Raw genomic sequence first — 20,334 nt, forward strand, 5'->3', positions numbered from 1 at the left:
GCTCCTAGGTCCTGACGCCGACGCGGTAGCTGCGGGTGTCGCTCTGCGCGCCCGTCACGTAGTTGACCGACCACACGTCGACGAAACGGGTCGCCGTGGGGTCTCTCGGGGGCGCGAACGTGCAGTCCGCCACCGTCCCTCCCCCGGCCAGCCGCCGCCGCTCGCACGACCAGCCCTTCGGCGCCGACGCGATCGGGACGCCGTTCGCGTCGCGCCAGCGGAAGTACAGGTTGACGGGGGTGCCCTGCAGGTCCCATGCCCCCGGCTGCAGGGTCACCTGCTCCCCCACAGTCGCCTCGACCCGTGATCCGCTCGCCGGCGTCGCCACGCTCCACCGCGGCTTGTCGTCCACGTCCGGCGTCGGGGTGGGGTCGACGAGCAGCACCCGCGCGGTGTCGAAGCCGAGGCTCTGCCGGGCGACGAGCAGGTCGGACCCCACGGGAGCCCACTGCGAGCCCTGCCCGAGGACGAGGGGTCCCAGCAGGACGTGGCGGCGCAGGTCGACGAGGTACGACTCGCACCCCCGGCCGAAGGGGTAGCAGATCGCGGCGCCGGTGAAGCGGCCCGACGCCGAGGAGTTGCGTCCGGAGCCCTCGTCGCCCGGCCCCGAGTAGCAGCCGCGCGGAGGGGGCGGGCCGAACAGGCTGACCGTGTTGGTCGCCGGCGACCACTGCCGCAGCGACGAGCACCCGCCGGGCCCGACGCCCACGTAGGCCGTGCTGTCGTCCACCCACGCGCCACCTCGCACGAAGCGGTTGCTCGTGTCGCGGTAGGTGGCCGTCGCGACCGCGCCGTTGGACACGTCCAGATAGCGGTAGGTCTGCGCCGCCGCGCTCTGGAACAGCACCCAGCGCCCGTCCTTCGAGGCGTGCGGGGCGTTGACCGACGTGATCTGGGTGACCTGGTCGGTCCTGCGGTCCCAGAGGAGCCCGCCACCGCCGTCTTTGTAGCCGAGCACCCGCCGGGAGTCGCGGCCGAGGAACAGCATGTAAGCGGGCCGGCCCGCCTCGGCCGGCAGCGCGTCGAACGTCCCCGTGCTGAAGTCGTACACCTGCCCCGGCCCGGGGTTCGCGATCACCGCCACGCCGTCCCGGGACCACTGCGCCCCGAAGTCGATGTACAGGTCCGGCACGACCCGGCACGAGGTCCCCGAGCCGAAGCATGCTCCAGTGCCGGTGTCCCAGTTCCAGCCACCCGCGCGGGCCGTGAAGTTCTGCCCCTTCGGCGCCCACGTCTGGAAGTCGACGTGCACGTCGGTCCTGGACAGCGGGAGGCTGACCCCGGTCCTGCGGTCGTAGACGTAGCCGGCGGTCCGCGCTCGGTCGACGGGCGGGGCCGGACGGCTGTCCGAGCGTCCGGTGAAGGCCAGGAGCTGTCCGTCCGCGGAGAGCGCGGGGGCGATCTCGTAGGCGGACCGGCCGAACACGTGGGCGTCGGGGGCCAGGACGGTCACCTGGCCCGTGCCCGCGTCCCACGCGTACACGGTGATGTCCCCGGCGGCTGCGTTCACCTGCCAGGAGATCGTGTCGGCAGCGTCCGCCCAGCGGGGCAGGGCCGCGTCGCAGACGACCCGGGCGTGCTGCAGGTCCACCGGCCGGTGCCCGGCCACGTCGTACAGCCGGAGGTCGCAGCGGTCACCGGCGTGAGCGAGATAGGCGTAGTACCCACCGCCGGGGCTGAAGCCCGGGCGCCCGTCGGCCACCGCTAGGCCCAGGTCGGCGACGACCCGGCCGACACCCACCTCCGGGGCCGGGGCGGCCGCCGCGGTCGGGGTGAGGCCGAGCCACACCGCCGGGCCGCAGAGCACCAGGGCCACCGTCCAGCGCCACCATCTCGTCATGGTCGGTCGTCCTCGGGGAGAGTCTGGACGCGCGCGGGGACGCGGTGCTCTCATCGTGCTCTCAGGCCGGAGGGCCGTCAACGGGTCGGGCTGGTCTGTCACTCCCGTGGGAGTCGGACGGCCAGCAGAACGCCCGGCTCCGGTCGGCTACGTCCCGACCTCGACCCGGTAGCTGCGGGTGTCGCTCTGCGCACCTGTCAAGTAGTTGACGGCCCACACGTCCACGTCGCGCACCTCGGTGCGGGGCGAGGTCGGCGCGTAGGTGCACCTTGCCTGCGTGGCACCGGCGGCGAGCCGCTGCCGGTCGCAGGTCCAGCCCACCGCCGCCGACCTCACCGGCACGCCCGCGGCCGTGCGCCAGCGGAAGTACAGGTTCACCGGGGTCCCCTGCAGATCGGAGGCGCCGATCTGCAGCTGTGCTCGTTGACCGGGCACCACGCGGAAGGTCGACCCGTTCGCCGGGGTCGCCGCGCTCCAGCGCGGCTGGTCGTCGACGTCGGGCACCGGGGTCGGGTCGACGAGCAGCACCCGCTCGGAGGTCCCCGTGTCGTCCGTGCGGACCGCGAGCACGTCCGGCCCGGCGGGCGCCCACTCGAGCGGCTCGCCGGTCATCGGTACCAGGACGTGCCGCCGCAGGTCGACGAGGTAGGGGTCGCCCAGGCTCAGCTGGTGGGGGTGCGTCACGTAGACGTTCTTGAACCGGCCCGAGGACGAGGAGGAGGGACCGAGCTCCGGTGCCAAGGCGAGGTAACAGCTCTGGAGCCCCGGCGGGCCGTACAGGCTCACCGTGTTGGTGATCGGCGACCACTGCCGCAGCGAGGAGCACCCGCCCGGCCCCGTCGCGAGGTAGGAGGCGCTGTCGGCGGTCCAGGCGTTGCCGCTGAGGCGCTGGTCGTGCGAGCTGCGGAACGTGGCCGGTTGCGACCGGCCGGTCGTGACGTCGTAGGAGCGGTAGGCGTCCGGCGCCGTGTCCTGGTAGAGGACGAACCTCCCGTCCGGGGACGGGCGAGGGGGCTCCGTGGACGCGATCGTGTGGAGGCTGCCGGTCCGGCGGTCCCACAGCACGCCGCCCACCTTCGTCTGGGCGAGCAGCCGGTCGGCGGTGGAGCCGAGGAAGTAGGCGTACGAGATGTTGCCCGTCCCCCGGGGTATCGGGGTCAGCGCGTCGTCGGTGTAGTCGTACACCACGCTGAAGGCCACCGTCCCCGCACCGCCCAGCAGGGCCGTCCCGTCGCCGGACCACGACCAGCCGTGGGAGTCGGGGCTCACGGCGCCGCAGGAGCTTCCCGAACCGAAGCAGGACCCGAACCCGCTGCTGGCGGGGACGTGCGTCGAGGCCACGAAGTGATGTCCTACCGGCGCCCACGACCGGAACGTGACGGAGAGGCCGGCGTGCGACAGCGGCAGGCTGACCCCGGTCGTCCGGTCGAACACGTACCAGTTCAGGCCGTAGTCACCCGCGACGGGGGAAGGGTGGCTGTCCGAGCTGCCGGCGAAGGCCAGGTAGCGGCCGTCGGCAGACAGGTTCAGTGCGACCTGCACCTGGGCGTCGGTTGCCAGCTGGGACACCTGCGCGGAAGCGGCGTCCCACGCCCAGGCCGTGAGGTCGGGGCGAGCGATGCCCACCTGCCACCACAAGGTGTCGGCGTGCGCGGCCCAACGGGGGAGGAAGCACGCGTCCAGCGTGTGCGTCAGGGGGACCTGCGCCCGCGCCTGCAGGTCGTACACGTGGACGGCGCACCCGCCGTCGGGGAGACGTACGAGGTAGCCGTAGTAGCGACCGTCGAAGCTGAAGCCCGACTTCCCCTCGGCCGGGACGACGACCCCGAGGTCGGCGATCACGCGACCCAGCCCGGCCGAAGGCGTGTCGGCCCGAGCATCGGGGACTGGAGCGAGGACCGCCCCCGCGCCGCACAGCAGGAGGGCCGCGGCCCACGCGAGCATCCAACGCAGCCATCGGGTCACGGCAGCCGTCCCAGGAGAAGAACCACGCCGGGCTACGTAGTCGGTTCATCCTGCGCCCGCCCGGACCCGCCGTCAACGGGCCGAGCCCGACTCAGGTCAGCCGGTGCACCGCGGCGTCGACGCGCTCGTCGGTCGCGGTGAGCGCGAACCGCACGTGCTGGCGTGCCGCCGCCCCGTAGAAGTCGCCGGGGGCGACGAGGATGCCCCGTTCGGCGAGCCAGGCGAGCGTTGTCCGGCTGTCCTCACCGCGCGTGGCCCAGAGGTAGAGGCCGGCCTCGGAGTGGTCGATCCGGAACCCGGCGGCCTCGAGCGCCGGCCGCAGCCGGGCCCGGCGGTCGGCGTACCGCTCGCGCTGCACCTCGACGTGCGCGGTGTCGGCGAGCACGGCGACCATGACGTCCTGCACGGGCCGCGGCACGAGCATCCCCAGGTGCTTGCGGACCTCGAGCAGCTCACCGACCAGCGCTGGGTCCCCGGCCACGAAGCCGGCGCGGTAGCCGGCCAGGTTGGACCGCTTGGAGAGCGAGAACAGGGCGAGCAGACCGTCGTGGCTGTCCCCCGCGACGTCCGGGTGGAGCACCGAGACGGGGTCGGCCTCCCAGCCGAACTCGCCGTAGCACTCGTCCGACGCCACGATGGCGCCGTGCGCGCGGGCCCAGGCGACGCGTTCCGCGAGCACCGACGGCGCGAGCACCTCGCCCGTCGGATTGGAGGGCGAGTTGAGCCAGACCAGCGCCGGGCGGACGCCCTCGGCGTCGAGCCGGGTCAGGTCGTCGCAGGCCACGCCGCGCGCGCCGGAGACCTGCACGCCGGCTTCGTACGTCGGGTAGGCGGCCTCCGGGTAGACGACGACGTCGTCGGGACCCAGCCCGAGCAGCGTCGGGAGCCAGGCGACCAGCTCCTTGCTCCCGATCAGCGGCAGCGTCGCCTCGGGGAGCACGGTGGCGCCCCACCGCCGGTCGAGGTAGTCCGAGAAGGCCTGCCGCAGCGCCGGCGTGCCGGAGGTGAGCGGGTAGCCCGGGCTGTCGGCGCCGGCGGACAGCGCCCGCTGCGCCACCTCGGGCGTCGGGTCGACCGGGGTCCCGATGGAGAGGTCGACGACCCCGCCCGGGTACGCGAACGCCGTCGCCCGCGCGGTGGCGAGCGTGTCCCAGGGGAAGTCCGGCAGCCCCGCGCCGAGGCCGCGACGCGCTGAGGTGGTCGAGCTCATCTACTCGGCGTGCTCCTGCGGCGGGAGGGCGGCGACGAGCGGGTGGTCGGCGTCGATGACGCCCATCTTGGCGGCGCCGCCCGGCGAGCCGATCTCGGAGAAGAACTGGACGTTCGCGTCGTAGTAGCCCTTCCACTCCTCGGGCGTGTCGTCCTCGTAGAAGATCGCCTCGACGGGGCAGACCGGCTCGCAGGCACCGCAGTCGACGCACTCGTCGGGGTGGATGTAGAGCATCCGCTTGCCCTCGTAGATGCAGTCGACCGGGCACTCCTCGACGCAGGCGCGGTCCTTGAGGTCGACGCAGGGCTGGGCGATGACGTACGTCACGAAAAGGCTCCTCGATGAGGCGGTGCCCGTCGACCCGGTCATCGGGTCGGCGTCGGGCAGGGGCGTTGCTGGCAGGTTCTGGCTCCTAGTATCGCGCCTGACCGCCCGACGGGGCGGGACCGGTCAGCCAGCGGGAGGGTGAGACTCGCCATGCAGCCTGCGAACGGCACCGAGGGCCTGCGGACGGCCGGGCCCGGAGAACGCTGGGTGCTCCGCGTCCGGCAGACCGACGGCTCGGCCTCAGACCTGGTCGGCTGGCTGGTCGGGATCGACCGGAACGACGGGTCCGACGGGGCCGGCGAGGAGGTCGCGGTCGTGGACGGTGCGGTCGACCCCGCGGTGGCCGGGGACGAGGCGCCGAGGTGGCGCGTCCCCCTGACCGACGTGGTCGTCGCCCGTCGTGCGCCCGCAGCCCGCGGGGGGCCGGACGTCGGCCGGACGCCTCCCGACGTGCTCGAGCGGCTCGGGGTCGAGGCCTGGGCCGTCGAGCTCGAGCCCCTCGGCGACTGGACGCTGCGTGCGGCCTCCGGCTTCACCGGACGGGCCAACTCCTGCCTCGCCGTGGGCGACCCCGGCCTCCCCGTGCCCGAGGCGGCCGCGGCGATCGAGGCGTACGCGGCGGCGCACGGCATCGCGCCGATGGCCCAGGTCGTCACCGGCTCCGACGAGGACGCGGCCCTGCGGGCGGCCGGGTGGGCGGAGACGTACGTCGCGACCGACGTCCTCGCGACCCGGCTCGCCGACCTCCTCGGCGACCGACCGGCCGACCCGCGCGTCGGCGTGGACGAGGAGCTCACCGACGCGTGGCGGGCGGCGTTCGACGCCTACCGCAGCAGCGACGTCGACCCCGCGGTGGTGACGCGGCTGCTCGACGGTCGGCGGCCCCGGGCGTTCGCGCGGGTCGAGGTGGACGGCGAGGTGGTCGCCGTCGCGCGTGGGCACCTGTCCGGGGGCTGGCTCGGCGTCGCCGGGGTCTGGACGCGGCCCGAGCACCGGCGCCAGGGGTTGGGCACCGCGGTGGTGCTGGCTCTCGCGGGCTGGGCGGCCCGGCGCGGCGCCCGCTGGTGCTACCTGCAGGTCGAGACCGCGAACGGACCCGCGCACGGGGCGTACGCGGCGCTGGGCTTCGTGCACCACCACCGCTACCACTACCTCGCGCCCTGACCCCGCCGACCGAGTCGGCCCCGGGGAGTCGGGATCAGCCCAGACCGGCGAACAGGTCGTCGGCCCACACGCCGCCGTCGGCGCCGTCGGGCTTGGCCGGGAACGGGGTCCCCGCGGCGAAACGGTAGAACTCGTGCGACCACATGCTGTCGACCGACATCTTGCCGCCGGCGAAGAACGTCCCGTCCGGGCGGATCTGGGTGGCGTGGGCGCGCATGGCGTCGAGCTTCTGCGCGACGTACGCGGTCCCGTCGACCACGGCCGCGATGTCGGCGTCGGACGACACCATCGGCAGGTCGCCGGCGTCGTCCCAGCCCGCGAACGTCTCGGTGTCCCCCGCCTCGCGCAGCTGCTTGATCATCGCGCTCATCCGGGAGGCGCTCATGGTGCTCCACAGGACGCGGGCGACGGTCCACGGCTCACCCAGGTCGGGGCGGTAGCCGGGCACGCCGGCGAGGAGGTACCCGTACATGGCGACGCGGTGCGCCTGCACGTGGTCAGGGTGGCCGTAGCCGCCTATCTCGTTGTACGCGACCAGCACCTGCGGCCGACGGTCGCGGATCAGCGCGACGACCTCGTTCGAGGCCTCGAGCAGGTCGGCGGTCCAGAAGATCCCGTCGCGCAGCACGTCGCGGGCGATCGCGCGGCCCTGGTCGTCGTACGCCATCCCGGAGTCGCGGAAGCGGCCGTCGCCGCCGAGCCGGACGAAGTCGGTCACGCCGAGGTGACTCATCGCCTCGGTCAGCTCCTTCAGCCGCTGCGGCGCGAGGGCGTCCTCGTGCTCGGCGTCGAGGTGGACGAGCTCGGGGATCAGCACCTCGCCCTCCTCGCCCAGGGTGCAGGTGACGAGGGTGACGCGGCCGCCGTCGGCGACGGTGCGGGCCATCGTGACGCCGTTGCCGATCGTCTCGTCGTCGGGGTGGGCGTGGACGAGCATCAGGCGGCGGTCGTGCGGAGGAATCACGCCGGACACCTTAGGCGGGCACGGCGTACGCGGGCGACAGCACGAGCGCCACGAACCTGGACCGGGTCCACCTGCTGACCACGAGAAACTGCCGCTGACCACGGCGTATCTGCTGTGGTCGGCGGCAGTTTTTCACGTGAACGTGAAAGACCTGTGACTCGAGTGACAGGGGCGGAGCCCGTATGGCGCTAGTTGAGGCGGACGCGGGGGTCGAGGACGGCGTAGAGCATGTCGACGACGATGTTCGCGACGACGACCGCGCCGGCGGCGACGATCACGACGCCGATGATCACCGGGGAGTTCTGGTCGTTGATCGCCCGGACGGCCTCGTAGCCCATCCCGTCGATGCCGAAGACCGACTCGGTCACCACGACGCCGCCGACCAGGACACCGAGGTCGATGCCGAACTGGGTGACGATCGGCGTGAGCGCGCTGCGGAGGCCGTGACGGTAGACCACGCGCCGCTCGCCGAGGCCCTTGGACCGCGCCGTCCGGATGTAGTCCTCGCCCAGCACGTCGAGCAACGAGCCGCGCGTGAGCCGTGTGTAGAGCGCCGCCTGGACGAGCGCCAGCGTCAGCCAGGGCAGGATCAGCGACCGGAACCAGGTGAACGGGTCGTCGGCGAGGGCGACGTAGCCGCCGGGCGGGAAGAACGTGATGCCCGCCAGCGTGAGCTTGAAGTAGAAGAAGTACAGCAGCGTGAGACCGAGGACGAAGGTCGGCAGCGAGTAGAAGAACAGCGAGAACACCGTCAGCGTCCGGTCCGCCACGGAACGCGGCCGGACGGCGGACACCACCCCGTTCAGGACGCCGAGCACCAGCCAGATCACCGAGGCGCCGAGCGCGATCGAGAGCGTCTTGGGCAGGGCTGTTGCGATGATCTGGGTCACCGGGACGCTGTGGTAGTAGTCGTAGCCGAGGTTGCCGTGCAGCAGGTTCACGATGTAGCGGCCGTACTGGACGTAGATCGGCTGGTCGAGCCCGAGCCGGGCCTTGATCAGCGCGATCGTCTCCGGCGTCGCCTGGCGTCCGGCGAGGTTCCGTGCGACGTCCGAGGGGTAGACGTAGAACAACGCGAACACGAGCGTGACAACCAGAAAAAGAACGAGAACGCCGAGCAGAACGCGGCGGACGAGGAAGCGGGCCATGGGTCTTCTCCTCCCTTTACTTCTGCAGCATGCGGTCGCCCCGCGGGTCGAAGGCATCGCGGACACCGTCGCCGAGCAGGTTGAAGGCGAGGGTGAGCAGGAGCAGCAGCAGGCTGGGGAAGGCCAGGAACCAGGGCGCGATCTGGTAGAGACCGCCGGCCTGCGCCTCGGAGATCATGTTGCCCCACGTCGCCGTCGGGGCCGGGACACCGAGGCCCAGGAAGGACAGCGTGGCCTCGGTGACGATCACCGACGGGATCAGCAGCGTCGCGTAGACGATGATCGGCGCCAGCACGTTGGGCAGCGCATCGACGAACATGATCCGGGTGCTGCCGGCCCCCAGGGACCGCGCGGCCTCGATGTACTCCCGCTCGCGGATGGACAGCACCTGGCCGCGGACGATGCGGGCGACCGACGCCCAGCTGAACATCGCGATCACGAAGATCGTGACACCCAGGCTCGCCCCGATGATCGACACCAGCGCGATGGCGAAGAGCAGGAACGGGAACGCCAGGACGACGTCGATGATCCGCGAGATGATCGTGTCCGCGATCTTGCCGTAGTACCCGGCGATCAGACCGAGCACCACTCCGACCGCGATGGTGAAGGCGGTGGCGACCACGCCCACGAGCAACGAGATCCGCGCCCCGTAGGCGCACCGGACGAGGATGTCGCGCCCCAGGTCGTCGGTGCCGAACCAGAACGTGCCGCTCGGGGGCCTCGGCAAACCGTCCGGGGTGAGCCCGACGTCGTTGAACTGCTGATTGGCCCCGTGTCCGGTGAGCACCGCTATCAGCGGGGCGAACACCGCGAACAGGACGATCAGCACGATGAACGCGAGCGAGACCATGGCGATCTTGTCGCGACGCAGACGTTCCCAGGCCAGCTGCCAGGGGCTGCGACCCTGGATACGGGTGGGGCCCTCTTCTGCGCCGCCCCGCCCGTCCAGCGCCACCGCACCGCGGTCGACCGACTCGGCCAGCCGGCCCTCGGCGGCCTCCGTCGTCCGGAGGGTTTCCTCGCTCATCGCTCCTCCTCCCGTACGGGGCTGCTGAAGCCGGGGGCGTCGACGAGGCCGGCGAGCACCGCCCCGACCTCGACGTCCGCGGCGTCCTCCTGCTCGATCGTCGCCTCGGCCTTGGTCAGGTCCTCCCCGTCGGCGACCGGGAAGTGGCAGGCCGTCACGTGGCTCGCCGCGTCGGCGAACTTGGTCTCGAGCGCCGGGTCCTGCGCCACGCACAGCTCCTGCGCCTTCGGGCACCGGGTGTGGAAGTGGCAGCCCGACGGCGGGTTGATCGGGGACGGGACGTCGCCGATGAGCACGATCCGCTCGCGCTTCGACGCCGCGTTCGGGTCGGCGACCGGGACGGCGGAGAGCAGCGCGTTGCTGTACGGGTGCCTCGGGTGGCCGTAGAGGTCGTCGACGTCGGCGAGCTCGGCGATCTTGCCGAGGTACATGACGGCGACGCGGTCGCTGACGTGCTGCACGACCGAGAGGTCGTGGGCGATGAAGAGGTAGGTCAGGCCCAGCTCGGCCTGCAGGTCGGCCAGCAGGTTGATGATCTGCGCCTGGATCGACACGTCGAGGGCGGAGACCGGCTCGTCGCAGACGATGAGCTTGGGCTGCAGGGCCAGGGCCCGGGCGACGCCGATGCGCTGCCGCTGGCCGCCGGAGAACTCGTTCGGGAAGCGGTTGTAGTGCTCGGGGTTGAGGCCCACGAGCTCCATCAGCTCCTGCACGCGCTTCTTGCGGGCTGCGCCGTCGAGCGTGCCGTGGATGACGAACGGGTCGGAGATGATCGAGCCGACGCGGCGGCGCGGGTTGAGGGAGCCGTACGGGTCCTGGAAGATCATCTGGACCTCGCGGCGCACCTCGCGCAGCTGGTTGCCCTCGAGCTTGCTGATGTCGCGGCCGTTGAAGTTCACGGTGCCGTCGGTGATCGAGTAGAGCCGGGTGATGCAGCGGGCCAGGGTGGACTTGCCACAGCCCGTCTCCCCCACCAGCCCCAGCGTCTCGCCCTTGCGCAGCTCGAAGCTGACGCCGTCGACCGCGTGCACGGCCTCCTTGCTGCCGCCGAAGAGCTTGTTCGACGCGACCGGGAACTCCTTGACCACGTTCTCGACGCGGAGCAGGACGTCGGACGAGCCACCGGTGGTGCGGTCCGGCGCCGCCGCCACGGTGCTCACGCGGTCACCCCCGCGAGGTTCCGGGCGACGTCCTCGCTGATCTCGGTCTGCTCGGCGAGCACCGCCTGGACCCGCTCGCGCTCGGCCTGGCGCTCCGACTCGTCGGAGGAGAGCCAGCAGGCGGAGAGGTGGTCGGGCCGGCCGTGCACGCTCGCCAGCGGCGGCGTCTCGGTGCGGCACCGGTCGAAGGCGTACGGGCAGCGCGGGTTGAAGGGGCAGCCGGTCGGCAGCTGGATCAGGCTCGGCGGGGTGCCGTGGATCGGCAGCAGCCGCTTGTGCCGGTCGTCACCCGGGTGCGGGATCGAGGCCAGCAGGCCCTCGGTGTACGGGTGGTGGTTGTGGTAGAAGAGCTCGCGCCGCTCGGCCTTCTCCATCGCCGTGCCCGCATACATCACGACCACGTCGTCCGCGACGTCGGCGATCACGCCCATGTCGTGGGTGATCATGACGATCGCCGTGCCGAACTCGGCCTGCAGGCGGCCCATGACCTCGAGCACCTGGGCCTGCACGGTGACGTCGAGCGCCGTGGTGGGCTCGTCGGCGATGAGCAGGATCGGGTTGAGGGCCATCGCCATCGCGATCATCGCGCGCTGGCGCATGCCGCCGGAGAACTGGTGCGGGTACTCGTCGACGCGGGCCTCCGGCTTGGGGATGCCCACCAGCCGGAGGAGGTCGATGGCGCGATTCTTGGCCGCGGCCTTCGACACGTTCGTGTGCGCCTGGACCATCTCGACGATCTGCCAGCCGACCTTGTAGTACGGGTGGAGGCTCGACAGCGGGTCCTGGAAGATCATCCCGACCTTCGCCCCGCGCACCGCCCGCAGGTCGCGGTCGTTCATGGTCAGCAGGTCACGGCCCTCGAAGCGGGCCTCGCCGCTCACCCGGGCCCCGGCGGTGAGGCCCATGATCGTCTGGGTCGACACGCTCTTGCCGGAGCCGGACTCGCCGACGATGCCGACCGTCTGCCCCTTGTCGACCGAGAACGTCAGACCGCGTACGGCCTTGACCACCCCGTCCGCGGTGTTGAACGAGACGTGGAGGTCCTCCACCTCGAGCAGCGCCATAGCTCCTTCTCCGTCCCGTCGGTCGATCTGTCCGTGCCGGTCGTGCTGGTCTTGCGGTCAGGCCCTGCGAACCTACTCACCGCACCGCTCCCGCCCGGGGACCCGGACGGGAGCGGTGGTCGATCTGGTGCTCGGTGAGGACTAGCCGCCCTGCTTGCCCGACGACAGCCACACGTTGGCCGGGTCGAACTGCTGGAGCGCCGGCAGGTACACGGCGTTGTTGACCTGCGTCGCCTTGTAGTTCGCCGTGTTCGGGTTGGTGATCGGGAAGAACGCCGCGTCGGCCATGACCTGCTGGTCGGCCTGCGCCCACAGGGCCGCCGCCTCGTCCTGGGTCTTGGCCTCGGTGGCCTGCTTGATCAGCGCGTTGGTCTTGTCGTTGGCGTAGAAGCCGTAGTTACTGCCGATCGGCGGGAACGACGGCTCCCCGCTCCACAGCGGGGCGAAGAACGACAGGGCGGCGTTGCCGTACCAGTCAGCACCCCAGCCCGCGATCGCGATGTCCCACACGCCCCGCTTGGCCACCGACGGCTGCTGCAGGTACTTGGTGTAGAAGTCCGCGTTCGGCGCCGCGACGCCCTCCACCTTGAGGCCCAGCTCGGTCAGCTGCTGCTGCACGCTCTGGAACACCTTGGTCGAGCCCTGCGACGCGTTGCGGTAGAGGATCTTGACCGTGGCGCCCTCGTGACCGGAGGCCGTGATCATCTGCTTCGCCTTGGCCTGGTCGTACGGGTAGGGGTCGAAGCCCTGCTCGCCACCGACGATGTCGGCCGGGAGCACGTTGGTGAGCGTCGTGTTGAGGTTCGGCCCGCCGAGCACCTGGATCAGGTTGGCGCGGTTGATACCGGTCGACAGGGCCTGGCGGAACGCCACGTCCTTGAGCGCACCGTTGTTGCTCGCGGACACCGTGTTGTAGACCAGGTACGGGTTCGACGAGGAGCCCGGACCGATGTTGAGGTTCGGGTCCTTGCGCGCCACCAGGCCGGGGACCTGCGTGGCCGGCGGGAAGGTGTCGAACGCCATGTCGGCCGAGTCGGTCGCCGTCTCCAGCTGCTGCTGGATGCTCTCCTGCGTCCCGGTCTCGGTGACCTTGACCTGGTCGACGTACGCCTTCCGGATCGGGTCGCTCGCCTCGGTCCAGGCGGGGTTCCGCTTGAGGTCGATCGTCTTGGTCGGCGTGTACTCGTCGATGTAGTACGGACCGTTCGAGATCAGGTTCTTGAGGTCGTTGCCGAACTCGGTGCCCGGCGTGGCGTCGAGCCACTCGACGGGCGCGGGGCTCAGGGCCGGCAGCGTCAGCATGTCCTGGAAGTACGACGCCGGGTGGGTCAGCTTGAAGACGATCGTCTTGTCGTCGGGAGCCGTCACGCCGGGCAGGTCGGTCTTCTGGACGTACTCCTTCATGGCCGCCACGGTCGGCTTGACCTTGGCGAACCCCGAGCAGAAGTCGGCGTAGCCGACGATCAGGTCGTTGAAGTCCGGGATGCCGCCGAAGGGCTGCACCGGGTTGCAGGTGCGCTTGACACCGGTGATCTCGTCGGCCGCCACGACCGCACGCGCCGGGGTGGTGTTCCACTGCGCGCCGTCACGGAGCTTGACGGTGACCGTGAGGCCGTCCGCGCTCGTCGAGACCGGACCGTCGGCCAGGTCGGGCGCCGAGGTCGTGGTCTTGTCGGCCTCGGCCGGGTACGTGAACAGCTGCCGGTTCCACAGGCGCAGGATCGTGTAGCCGCCCGAGTAGTACGAGACGTTCGGGTCCATGTAGTCGACGTCACCGACGCCGAGCATGTTCAGGACGCCGCCCTTGACGGGCGTCCCGGCGTTGTTGGACGTGCCGGGCGTGGTTGCGCCGTTGCCGCCGCCGCACGCGCTGGCCAAGAGCGCCAGCGAGGTCACCGCAGCGCCCGCCAGCAAGCGAGTTCTTGCTCGCATCTACTTCCTCCTCAGGAAAATCTGCGTCGATCGACGCGATCAGCGCGAAGGCACGTCGAGACTCCCCGCGCACGAACTCACCCTTTGTAGGCCAGCGGACAAGTCCTGCACAAGCCAGCGACACACAGCGCGCCGATAAGCAACATGATTGTGACCTCCTGCGGTTGCTTTTCCCGGCTATCCGCTTGGCGTGGCGCACCTTCGCCGAACTGCCGCCTGACCAGGCCAGATGCGCCCGAACCGGCGAGCGGATTAGGTCCAGCGCCGAAGAGATTCGACGGCCCGGCGGAGCTTGTCGGTGCCGTCGGTCACAGCCCGCCGGACCTGCGCCGCCAGCTCGCCGGCGAGCGCCGTGTCCGCCGCGACCAGCGCGTCGGGCGTCGCCGCCGTCCGCGGGAAGGCCTGCGTCGCGACCTGGCCGAGCGCCCAGCCCTCCCGGAACGCGGCCGTCCCCCCGATCTCGGCGAAGTAGCGCGCGACGTACGGGGCCGTCAGCTCGCTCTGACCCGCGTCCCAGAAGCCCTCGCCGGTCGCGTAGAGCTCGTACGCGCCCAGCGACGAGGGAGCGACGAGCAGGCGCCACGCCGCCTCCTTGGCCGCCGGATCGGGTCGTCGGGCCCGCGCCCTGGCGGCGTGCACCCTCCCGGAGGCGGAGGGGTCCCGGGCCAGGGCGTCCTCGAGGAGGTCGTTCCCGGTCTGCAGCGCACTCCACCGCTCGACGACCGACCAGACGAGCTCGGCGTCCATGTCGACGCCCGCGGGCAGGTCGCGCCCGGCGTACCAGGCCCGCAGCCGGTCGGCGTCGGGCTCGGCACGGACCGCCTGACGGAAGGCGACCAGCTGCCGGTCCGTCCCCGGGCCGGCCGCGTCCACAACCGACCAGGCCACCCGACGGACCCGGGCCGCGCGGTCCGCGCGCTCGGCCACGGGGGCGTACGCGCCGGCGAGCTGGTCGAGCGCGAAGCCGAGCACCGAGAACACGACGATGTCCGCGGGCGCGGACGGCAGGGCCGCCTCGACGATCTCCAGCGCGTACGCGGGGTCGAGCGACGCGTCCCGGACGGCGTCGCGCACCGCGTTCCAGACGGGCACGGCGGCCGTGTCGTCGGCGAGCCCGGGCAGGGCGGTCAGCACGCGCCGCCAGCCGTCCGGCCCGAAGCGCAGCTTGGCCCAGGCGAGGTCGGTCGCGTCGGGCGTCACGAGCACGGCCGGGGCGGCGACCGGGACCACCACCGAGGGCTCCGCCCCGACGTCGACCGGGTCGAGCACGGTCAGCGCGCCGGTCTCGTCGACCAGGCCGACCTGGACCGTGTGCGGACGACGTTCCCTGAGCCCGTCGAAGGGCTCCCCCGCCGGCGCGGAGGCCACGACCCGGACCCCGGCGTCGTCGTGCTCGACGTCGAGGGTGTCCATCCCGGTCGTGCTGAGCCAGGCACCCGCCCACGCCGGGAGGTCATGCGCGCCGGCCCGGGTCCAGGCCTCGAGCAGGTCCGCGAACGTCGCGTTGCCGTACGCGTGCCGCCCGATGTAGTCGCGCAGGCCGTTCAGGAACACCTCGTCGCCGACGTGCGCGGCGAGCTGGCGGAGCACCGAGGCGCCCTTGGCGTAGGAGATGCCGTCGAAGTTCTGCAGCGCCGCGGCGGCGTCCGGCGCCGCGTTCCCGGCCACCGGGTGCGTCGACGGCGACTGGTCGGCGACCGAGCCCCAGTCCTTGCGGATGATCCCGAACTCGGGCCACAGCGCGTAGTCGGTCGCGTCGCTGACGCAGCGGTGCGCGAGGTACTCGGCGAAGGACTCGTTGAGCCAGAGGTCGTCCCACCAGCGCATGGTCACGAGGTCGCCGAACCACTGGTGGGCCATCTCGTGCGCGATCGTCCCCGCACGCCCGCCGCGCTCGGTGCGGGTGACGCGCCCGCGCGGCACGTACGCATCGCGGAACGTCACGCACCCCGGGTTCTCCATGGCGCCGGCGTTGAAGTCGGGGACGAAGGCCTGGTGGTACTCCCCGAAGGGGTAGCGGACGCCGAAGAGCTCGTGGAAGTAGTCGAAGGACGCGGCGGTGACGGCCAGCATGTCGGGCGCCTCCGCCTCGAGCTCGGCGCGCAGCGACTCGCGGATGTGGAGGCCGAGCGGGATGCCGTCGTGCTCGCCCCGGACCGAGGCGTACGGCCCCGCCACCAGGGTCGTGAAGTAGGTCGAGAGCGGGTGGGGCGGAGCGATCCGCCAGCGGCCCGGCTCCTCCACGACCGCGGGGCCGTTGCCGAGGACGGTCCAGTCCTCCGGCGCGCTGATCACGAAGGTGTGGCGGGCCTTGAGGTCGGGCTGGTCGAAGCAGGCGAACCAGCGCGGCGCCGCGTCCAGGAACGACATCGCGTAGAGGTACGTGCGCCCGTCCGCCGGGTCGACGTGGCGGTGCAGGCCCTCCCCGTCGCTGGAGTAGGCCATCACCCCCTCGACCTCGAGCACGTTCTCGGTCTCCAGCCCGTGCAACGGGATCCGGGCGCGCCGCCAGGTCGTGGGGTCGACCGGCGTCCCGTTGAGGACCACCGACACCAGCTCCTCGCCGGCGAAGTCGACGAACGTCGAGTCCACGCTGCTGCCGAACCGGATCACGGTGCGCGAGGTGAAGGTCGCCAGGGCCGGGTCGGTCAGGTCGAGCGTGACCTCGACGTCGTCCACCCGCACGACCGCGGCGCGGACCTCGGCCTCGACGCGGGTGAGGCTCGCGCGACCGTCGGCACCGGCGCTCACGCGCGGCCCTGCTCGGCCAGACCCTGCTCGATCAAGCTCTGCTCGACCAAGAAGTGCCCGTAGGCGTAGCCGGTGAAGAACTGCGGCCACTCCTCGACCAGGCAGGTCTGCTCGAACACCTCCCGGGCGGCGTCCAGCCGTCCGCGGGCGGGCTCGTCGGCGTCCGCGGCCAGGGTGTCGACGACCTCGGCCAGGATCCGGCGGACGAGCTCCTCGGTGACGACGGTCCCGTCGGCGGTGCGCACGCGGTGGTGCAGCCAGTGCCAGACCTGCATCCGGGAGATCTCGACGGTGGCCGCGTCCTCCATCAGGTTGTCGATCGCGACCGCCCCGGCGCCCCCGACCCAGGCGGAGAGGTACTCGAGGCTGATCCGGACGTTGGTCCGCAGCCCGTCGACCGTGACCTCGCCCCCCGTGGTCGAGACGTCAACGAGGTCCTTGCGGGTCACCGAGACGCCCGGACGCTGACGCTCGAGCTGGTTCGGCCGGTCGCCGAGGACGGCGACGAACGCGTCCAGGCAGGTCTGCACGAGCGCCGGGTGCGCGACCCAGGAACCGTCGAAGCCGAGTCCGGCCTCCCGGGACTTGTCCGCCGTCGTCTTCGCCAGCGCCGCCGTGGTCGCGTCGGGGTTGCTGCGGCTCGGGACGAAGGCCGCCATGCCGCCGATCGCGTGCGCGCCGCGGGCGTGGCAGGTCTTCACGAGCAGGTCCGCGTACGCGGCCATGAACGGGCTGGTCATGGTGACCTGCGACCGGTCCGGCAGCACGTGGTCGGCGTCCTCGGCGAAGTTCTTGATCATCGAGAAGATGTAGTCCCAGCGCCCGGCGTTGAGCCCGGACGAGTGGTCGCGCAGCTCGTAGAGGATCTCCTCCATCTCGAAGGCCGCCGGGGTGGTCTCGATCAGGCAGGTGGCGCGGATGGTGCCGTACGGGATCCCCAGGAGCTCCTGTGCCGCGGTGAAGACGTCGTTCCACAGCCGCGCCTCGAGGTGGCTCTCCAGCTTGGGGAGGTAGAAGTACGGCCCCGCGCCCTTCGCGATCAGGGCGGCCGCGTTGTGGAAGAGGTAGAGGCCGAAGTCGACCAGCGAGCCGGGGACGGCCCGTTCCGTTCCCTGAGCCTGTCGAAGCGTCAGGTGCGCCTCGTCGAGGTGCCAGCCGCGGGGGCGGACCATGATCGTCGGGGTCTCGGCGCCGACCTCGTAGCGCTTGCCGCGCTCGTCGGTGAAGTCGACCTGGCCACGGATGGCGTCGTAGAGGTTCAGCTGGCCGTCGACGACGTTGAACCAGGTCGGCGCGGTGGCGTCCTCGAAGTCGGCCATCCAGGCCCGCGCGCCCGAGTTGAGGGCGTTGACCACCATCTTGCGCGTGGTCGGGCCGGTCATCTCCGCACGCCGGTCCTCGAGCCCCGGCGCCGGCGGGGCGACGCGCCACGCGGGGTCGTCACGGACCGCCGCGGTGTCCTCGCGGAAGGCGAGGTGGTCGCCCGGGCGTCCGGCGGCGTAGCGATCCACGCGGGCCTGGAGCAGCTCGTCGCGACGGCTGCCGAAGCGTTCCGCGAGCGTGGCGACGAAGCCGAGGGCTTCCGGGGTCAGGATCTCCTCGAAGCGCGGCAGCAGCTCGCCGTGGACCTGCAGGGCGGGCGCGGGGTCGGTCCCGGTCTCGGAGCTCGTCATGGCGTCAGTCTGTCAACCGCCCTCGGGCCGACCGACGACGGGACGCAGCAGCAGGCTGACCGACGCGCTGGCCGCCTCGCCCCGGCCCTCGGGCCCGAGCCCGTCCGCCGACCGGGCCTTGACCGAGACGCGGTCGATCGGCACCCCGAGCGCACCGGCGAGGTTCGTCCGCATCGCGTCGACGTGCGGCCGGAGCCGTACGGTCCCCAGCACGACGAAGCTGTCGAGCGAGCCGACCTCGAAGCCCCGCTCCCGGGTCCGGGCCGCGTACGCGACCACGAAGTCGAGGCTGCGCGCCTCCTCGGCGTCTGGGTCGTCCTCGGGGAAGTGCACTCCGAGGTCGCCGTCCGCCATGGCCCCGGCCAGGGCGTCGACGACCGCGTGGCTCAGCACGTCCCCGTCGGAGTGGGTGTCGAAGCCGGCCGGCGCGGGGACCTCGACGCCGCCGAGCACGAGCCGACGGCCCGTCACGAGGCGGTGGATGTCCCACCCGATGCCGATGCGGTGGTCGTCCACGGGGTCAGCGTAGGGAGGATGGGCCGGTGAGCGAAGAGGTGCGTCGGCTGGGACCGGAGGACGCCACGGCGTCGCAACGCCTCGGGTGGGAGGCGTTCGGCGTGCCGTCGGGCGACCCCGAGCCGCCCGAGGCGGAGCAGCCGGGCTGGCGCGGGTGGGGCGTGTTCCGTGAGGGCCGGCTCGTCGCGCAGGCCGCGGACCGGGAGTACGACGCCTGGTTCGGCGGGCGGGTGCTGCCCCTCGCCGGGGTCGCCGACGTCACCGTCGCGGCCGAGGCCCGCGGCGCCGGAGTGCTCGGACCGCTGCTGAGGGCGATGCTCGAGGGCGCCCGCGACCGCGGTGCCGTCGTGTCGACCCTCTTCCCCACCGCGCCGCGGATCTACCGCCGCGCGGGCTACGAGACCGTCGCCACGATGCGCTGGGTCGACGTGCCCAGCTCCGCGCTCAGCGCGCTCCCGCCGGCCCCCGTGGTGGAGCTGCGACGGGCCGGGGCCGAGGACGTCGAGCGGCTCCGCGCGCTCTACGCCGGCTGGGCGTCCGGGCTGGACGGGCCGCTGACCCGGACGGGCGTCTCCTTCCCCGCGACCGACGCGGAGCTCGTGGGCGCCACCACCGGCACCACCCTCGCTTCGGACGCGGCCGGGAACCCCCTCGGCTACGCGTCGTGGGTGCGGGGCTCGGGGAAGGTCGGGGAGCCCGACCTCCTCGTGCGCGACCTGGTGGCCGTCCGGGGCGACGCGTACGCGGCTCTGCTCCGCATGCTCGGGAGCTTTGCCAGCGTCGCGGCGACGGTGCGGCTGCGGACCACCGGCGACGACCTGCTGCGGCTGATGATCCCGACCGCGGACTGGACCCCTCGGCACGAGAACCTCTACATGCTCAAGGTCCTGGACGTCGAGGCGGCGTTCACCGGGGCTCGTTGCGCGCCGGGCCTCGCGCTGCGGTCCGGCTTCACCGTCACCGACGACGTCCTGGGCACGGTCGACGGCAGCTACGCCGTGGTCGCCGAGGGCGGGTCGGTCCGCTGCTTCCGCGCCCCCGCGGTCGACGACCGGACGCTCGACCCACGTGCCCTGGCGCTGCTGGTGACCGGCGCGGCGCCCTGCCGCGACCTGCGCACGCTCGGCCTGCTCACGGGCGGCGACCCCGGACAGGACGCGGACTGGGACGCCCTCGTCGCCGGCCGCGTGCGCGGGGTCCTCGACTACTTCTGAGCCCTCAGCGGACGACGTGGGTGACGTCGACGACGCGCCACTCGACGGTCGCGTGGTCGATCGCCGCGTGCACGGCTGACCCCGCCATCTCGCCGCTGATCCCTGCGGCGCCCGCCAGGGCGAGCTCCCTCGACTCGTACGCGACGATGTCGACGACCGTCCCGTCCTCGGTCTCGGTGATCCGTCGCCACTCGAAGCCCGGCTGGCGCCTCAGGTACTCGTCGATGTCGGCGTTCGCCGCCACGAAGTCGGCGGTGGTCAGGCCGGGGGCCGGTCGGAGGACGGTGACTTCAAGCGCTTCGGTCATGGGCGGTCTTCCACCTCGGATGGCGACGATGCGCGGGCAGACGCCCGCGCGATCCACGGTGCCACGAGCACG

16 protein-coding genes are annotated in these 20,334 nt (G+C 72.2%); 2 read left to right on the top strand and 14 right to left on the bottom strand.

Going from position 1 to position 20,334, the window contains the following annotated elements:
• Window positions 1-4: 4 nt before the first annotated feature.
• From FHX39_RS17140 to fdxA, 4 genes are all read right to left on the bottom strand, one after another.
• Entirely contained in the window at window positions 5-1,840 is a 1,836-nt protein-coding gene (locus FHX39_RS17140) for a TolB-like translocation protein (RefSeq protein WP_183340394.1), read from the bottom strand.
• A 147-nt stretch (window positions 1,841-1,987) separates the two neighbouring features.
• Complete coding sequence (locus tag FHX39_RS17145) at window positions 1,988-3,805, bottom strand: TolB family protein (protein ID WP_183340396.1); 1,818 nt, start codon at window positions 3,803-3,805, stop codon at window positions 1,988-1,990.
• A gap of 91 nt (window positions 3,806-3,896) precedes the next feature.
• Window positions 3,897-5,015 carry a succinyldiaminopimelate transaminase gene (gene dapC, locus FHX39_RS17150; RefSeq protein ID WP_183340398.1) on the bottom strand — a complete coding sequence of 373 codons (1,119 nt, stop codon included), beginning with the start codon at window positions 5,013-5,015 and terminating at the stop codon, window positions 3,897-3,899.
• Complete coding sequence (gene fdxA, locus FHX39_RS17155) at window positions 5,016-5,342, bottom strand: ferredoxin (protein WP_183340400.1); 327 nt, start codon at window positions 5,340-5,342, stop codon at window positions 5,016-5,018.
• A gap of 150 nt (window positions 5,343-5,492) precedes the next feature.
• Between fdxA and FHX39_RS17160 the strand changes: the two genes are divergently transcribed.
• The gene (locus tag FHX39_RS17160) at window positions 5,493-6,506 is read left to right on the top strand and encodes a GNAT family N-acetyltransferase (protein WP_183340403.1); all 1,014 of its coding nucleotides are present in this window, start codon (window positions 5,493-5,495) and stop codon (window positions 6,504-6,506) included.
• 34 nt (window positions 6,507-6,540) lie between these two features.
• On the opposite strand, the gene mshB is transcribed toward FHX39_RS17160, so the two are convergent.
• The 9 genes from mshB to ispF form a co-directional block, all read right to left on the bottom strand.
• A complete protein-coding gene (mshB, locus tag FHX39_RS17165; RefSeq protein WP_332836899.1) occupies window positions 6,541-7,470 on the bottom strand; it encodes an N-acetyl-1-D-myo-inositol-2-amino-2-deoxy-alpha-D-glucopyranoside deacetylase in 930 nt (309 codons plus the stop codon).
• Window positions 7,471-7,658: 188 nt separating this feature from the next.
• Entirely contained in the window at window positions 7,659-8,618 is a 960-nt protein-coding gene (locus FHX39_RS17170) for an ABC transporter permease (RefSeq protein ID WP_183340404.1), read from the bottom strand.
• A gap of 16 nt (window positions 8,619-8,634) precedes the next feature.
• Complete coding sequence (locus FHX39_RS17175; RefSeq protein WP_183340406.1) at window positions 8,635-9,645, bottom strand: ABC transporter permease; 1,011 nt, start codon at window positions 9,643-9,645, stop codon at window positions 8,635-8,637.
• The gene (locus tag FHX39_RS17180) at window positions 9,642-10,805 is read right to left on the bottom strand and encodes an ABC transporter ATP-binding protein (protein WP_332836900.1); all 1,164 of its coding nucleotides are present in this window, start codon (window positions 10,803-10,805) and stop codon (window positions 9,642-9,644) included. Before FHX39_RS17180 ends, FHX39_RS17175 begins: the two co-directional genes overlap by 4 nt.
• Window positions 10,802-11,869 carry an ABC transporter ATP-binding protein gene (locus tag FHX39_RS17185; protein WP_183340408.1) on the bottom strand — a complete coding sequence of 356 codons (1,068 nt, stop codon included), beginning with the start codon at window positions 11,867-11,869 and terminating at the stop codon, window positions 10,802-10,804. Before FHX39_RS17185 ends, FHX39_RS17180 begins: the two co-directional genes overlap by 4 nt.
• Window positions 11,870-12,010: 141 nt before the next feature.
• Window positions 12,011-13,801, bottom strand: a complete 1,791-nt coding sequence (locus FHX39_RS17190) for an ABC transporter substrate-binding protein (protein ID WP_183340410.1) — start codon at window positions 13,799-13,801, stop codon at window positions 12,011-12,013.
• A gap of 252 nt (window positions 13,802-14,053) precedes the next feature.
• On the bottom strand, window positions 14,054-16,552 hold the full coding sequence (gene pepN, locus FHX39_RS17195) for an aminopeptidase N (protein WP_183340411.1): 2,499 nt from the start codon (window positions 16,550-16,552) through the stop codon (window positions 14,054-14,056).
• A complete protein-coding gene (aceB, locus tag FHX39_RS17200) occupies window positions 16,549-18,225 on the bottom strand; it encodes a malate synthase A (RefSeq protein ID WP_183340413.1) in 1,677 nt (558 codons plus the stop codon). The genes pepN and aceB overlap by 4 nt, the downstream gene beginning before the upstream one ends.
• 12 nt (window positions 18,226-18,237) lie before the next feature.
• Window positions 18,238-18,741, bottom strand: a complete 504-nt coding sequence (gene ispF, locus FHX39_RS17205; protein ID WP_183340415.1) for a 2-C-methyl-D-erythritol 2,4-cyclodiphosphate synthase — start codon at window positions 18,739-18,741, stop codon at window positions 18,238-18,240.
• Window positions 18,742-18,767: 26 nt separating this feature from the next.
• On the opposite strand from ispF, the gene FHX39_RS17210 reads away from it, so the two are divergent.
• Complete coding sequence (locus FHX39_RS17210) at window positions 18,768-19,955, top strand: GNAT family N-acetyltransferase (protein ID WP_183340417.1); 1,188 nt, start codon at window positions 18,768-18,770, stop codon at window positions 19,953-19,955.
• Window positions 19,956-19,959: 4 nt separating this feature from the next.
• Here the strand turns inward: FHX39_RS17210 and FHX39_RS17215 are convergent, their stop codons facing one another.
• Window positions 19,960-20,262 (bottom strand): hypothetical protein, encoded by a 303-nt coding sequence (locus FHX39_RS17215; protein ID WP_183340419.1) that lies wholly within the window; start codon window positions 20,260-20,262, stop codon window positions 19,960-19,962.
• Between the last annotated feature and the right edge of the window lie 72 nt (window positions 20,263-20,334).

This window comes from Microlunatus antarcticus (assembly GCF_014193425.1).
Taxonomy (GTDB): Bacteria; Actinomycetota; Actinomycetes; order Propionibacteriales; family Propionibacteriaceae; genus Microlunatus; species Microlunatus antarcticus.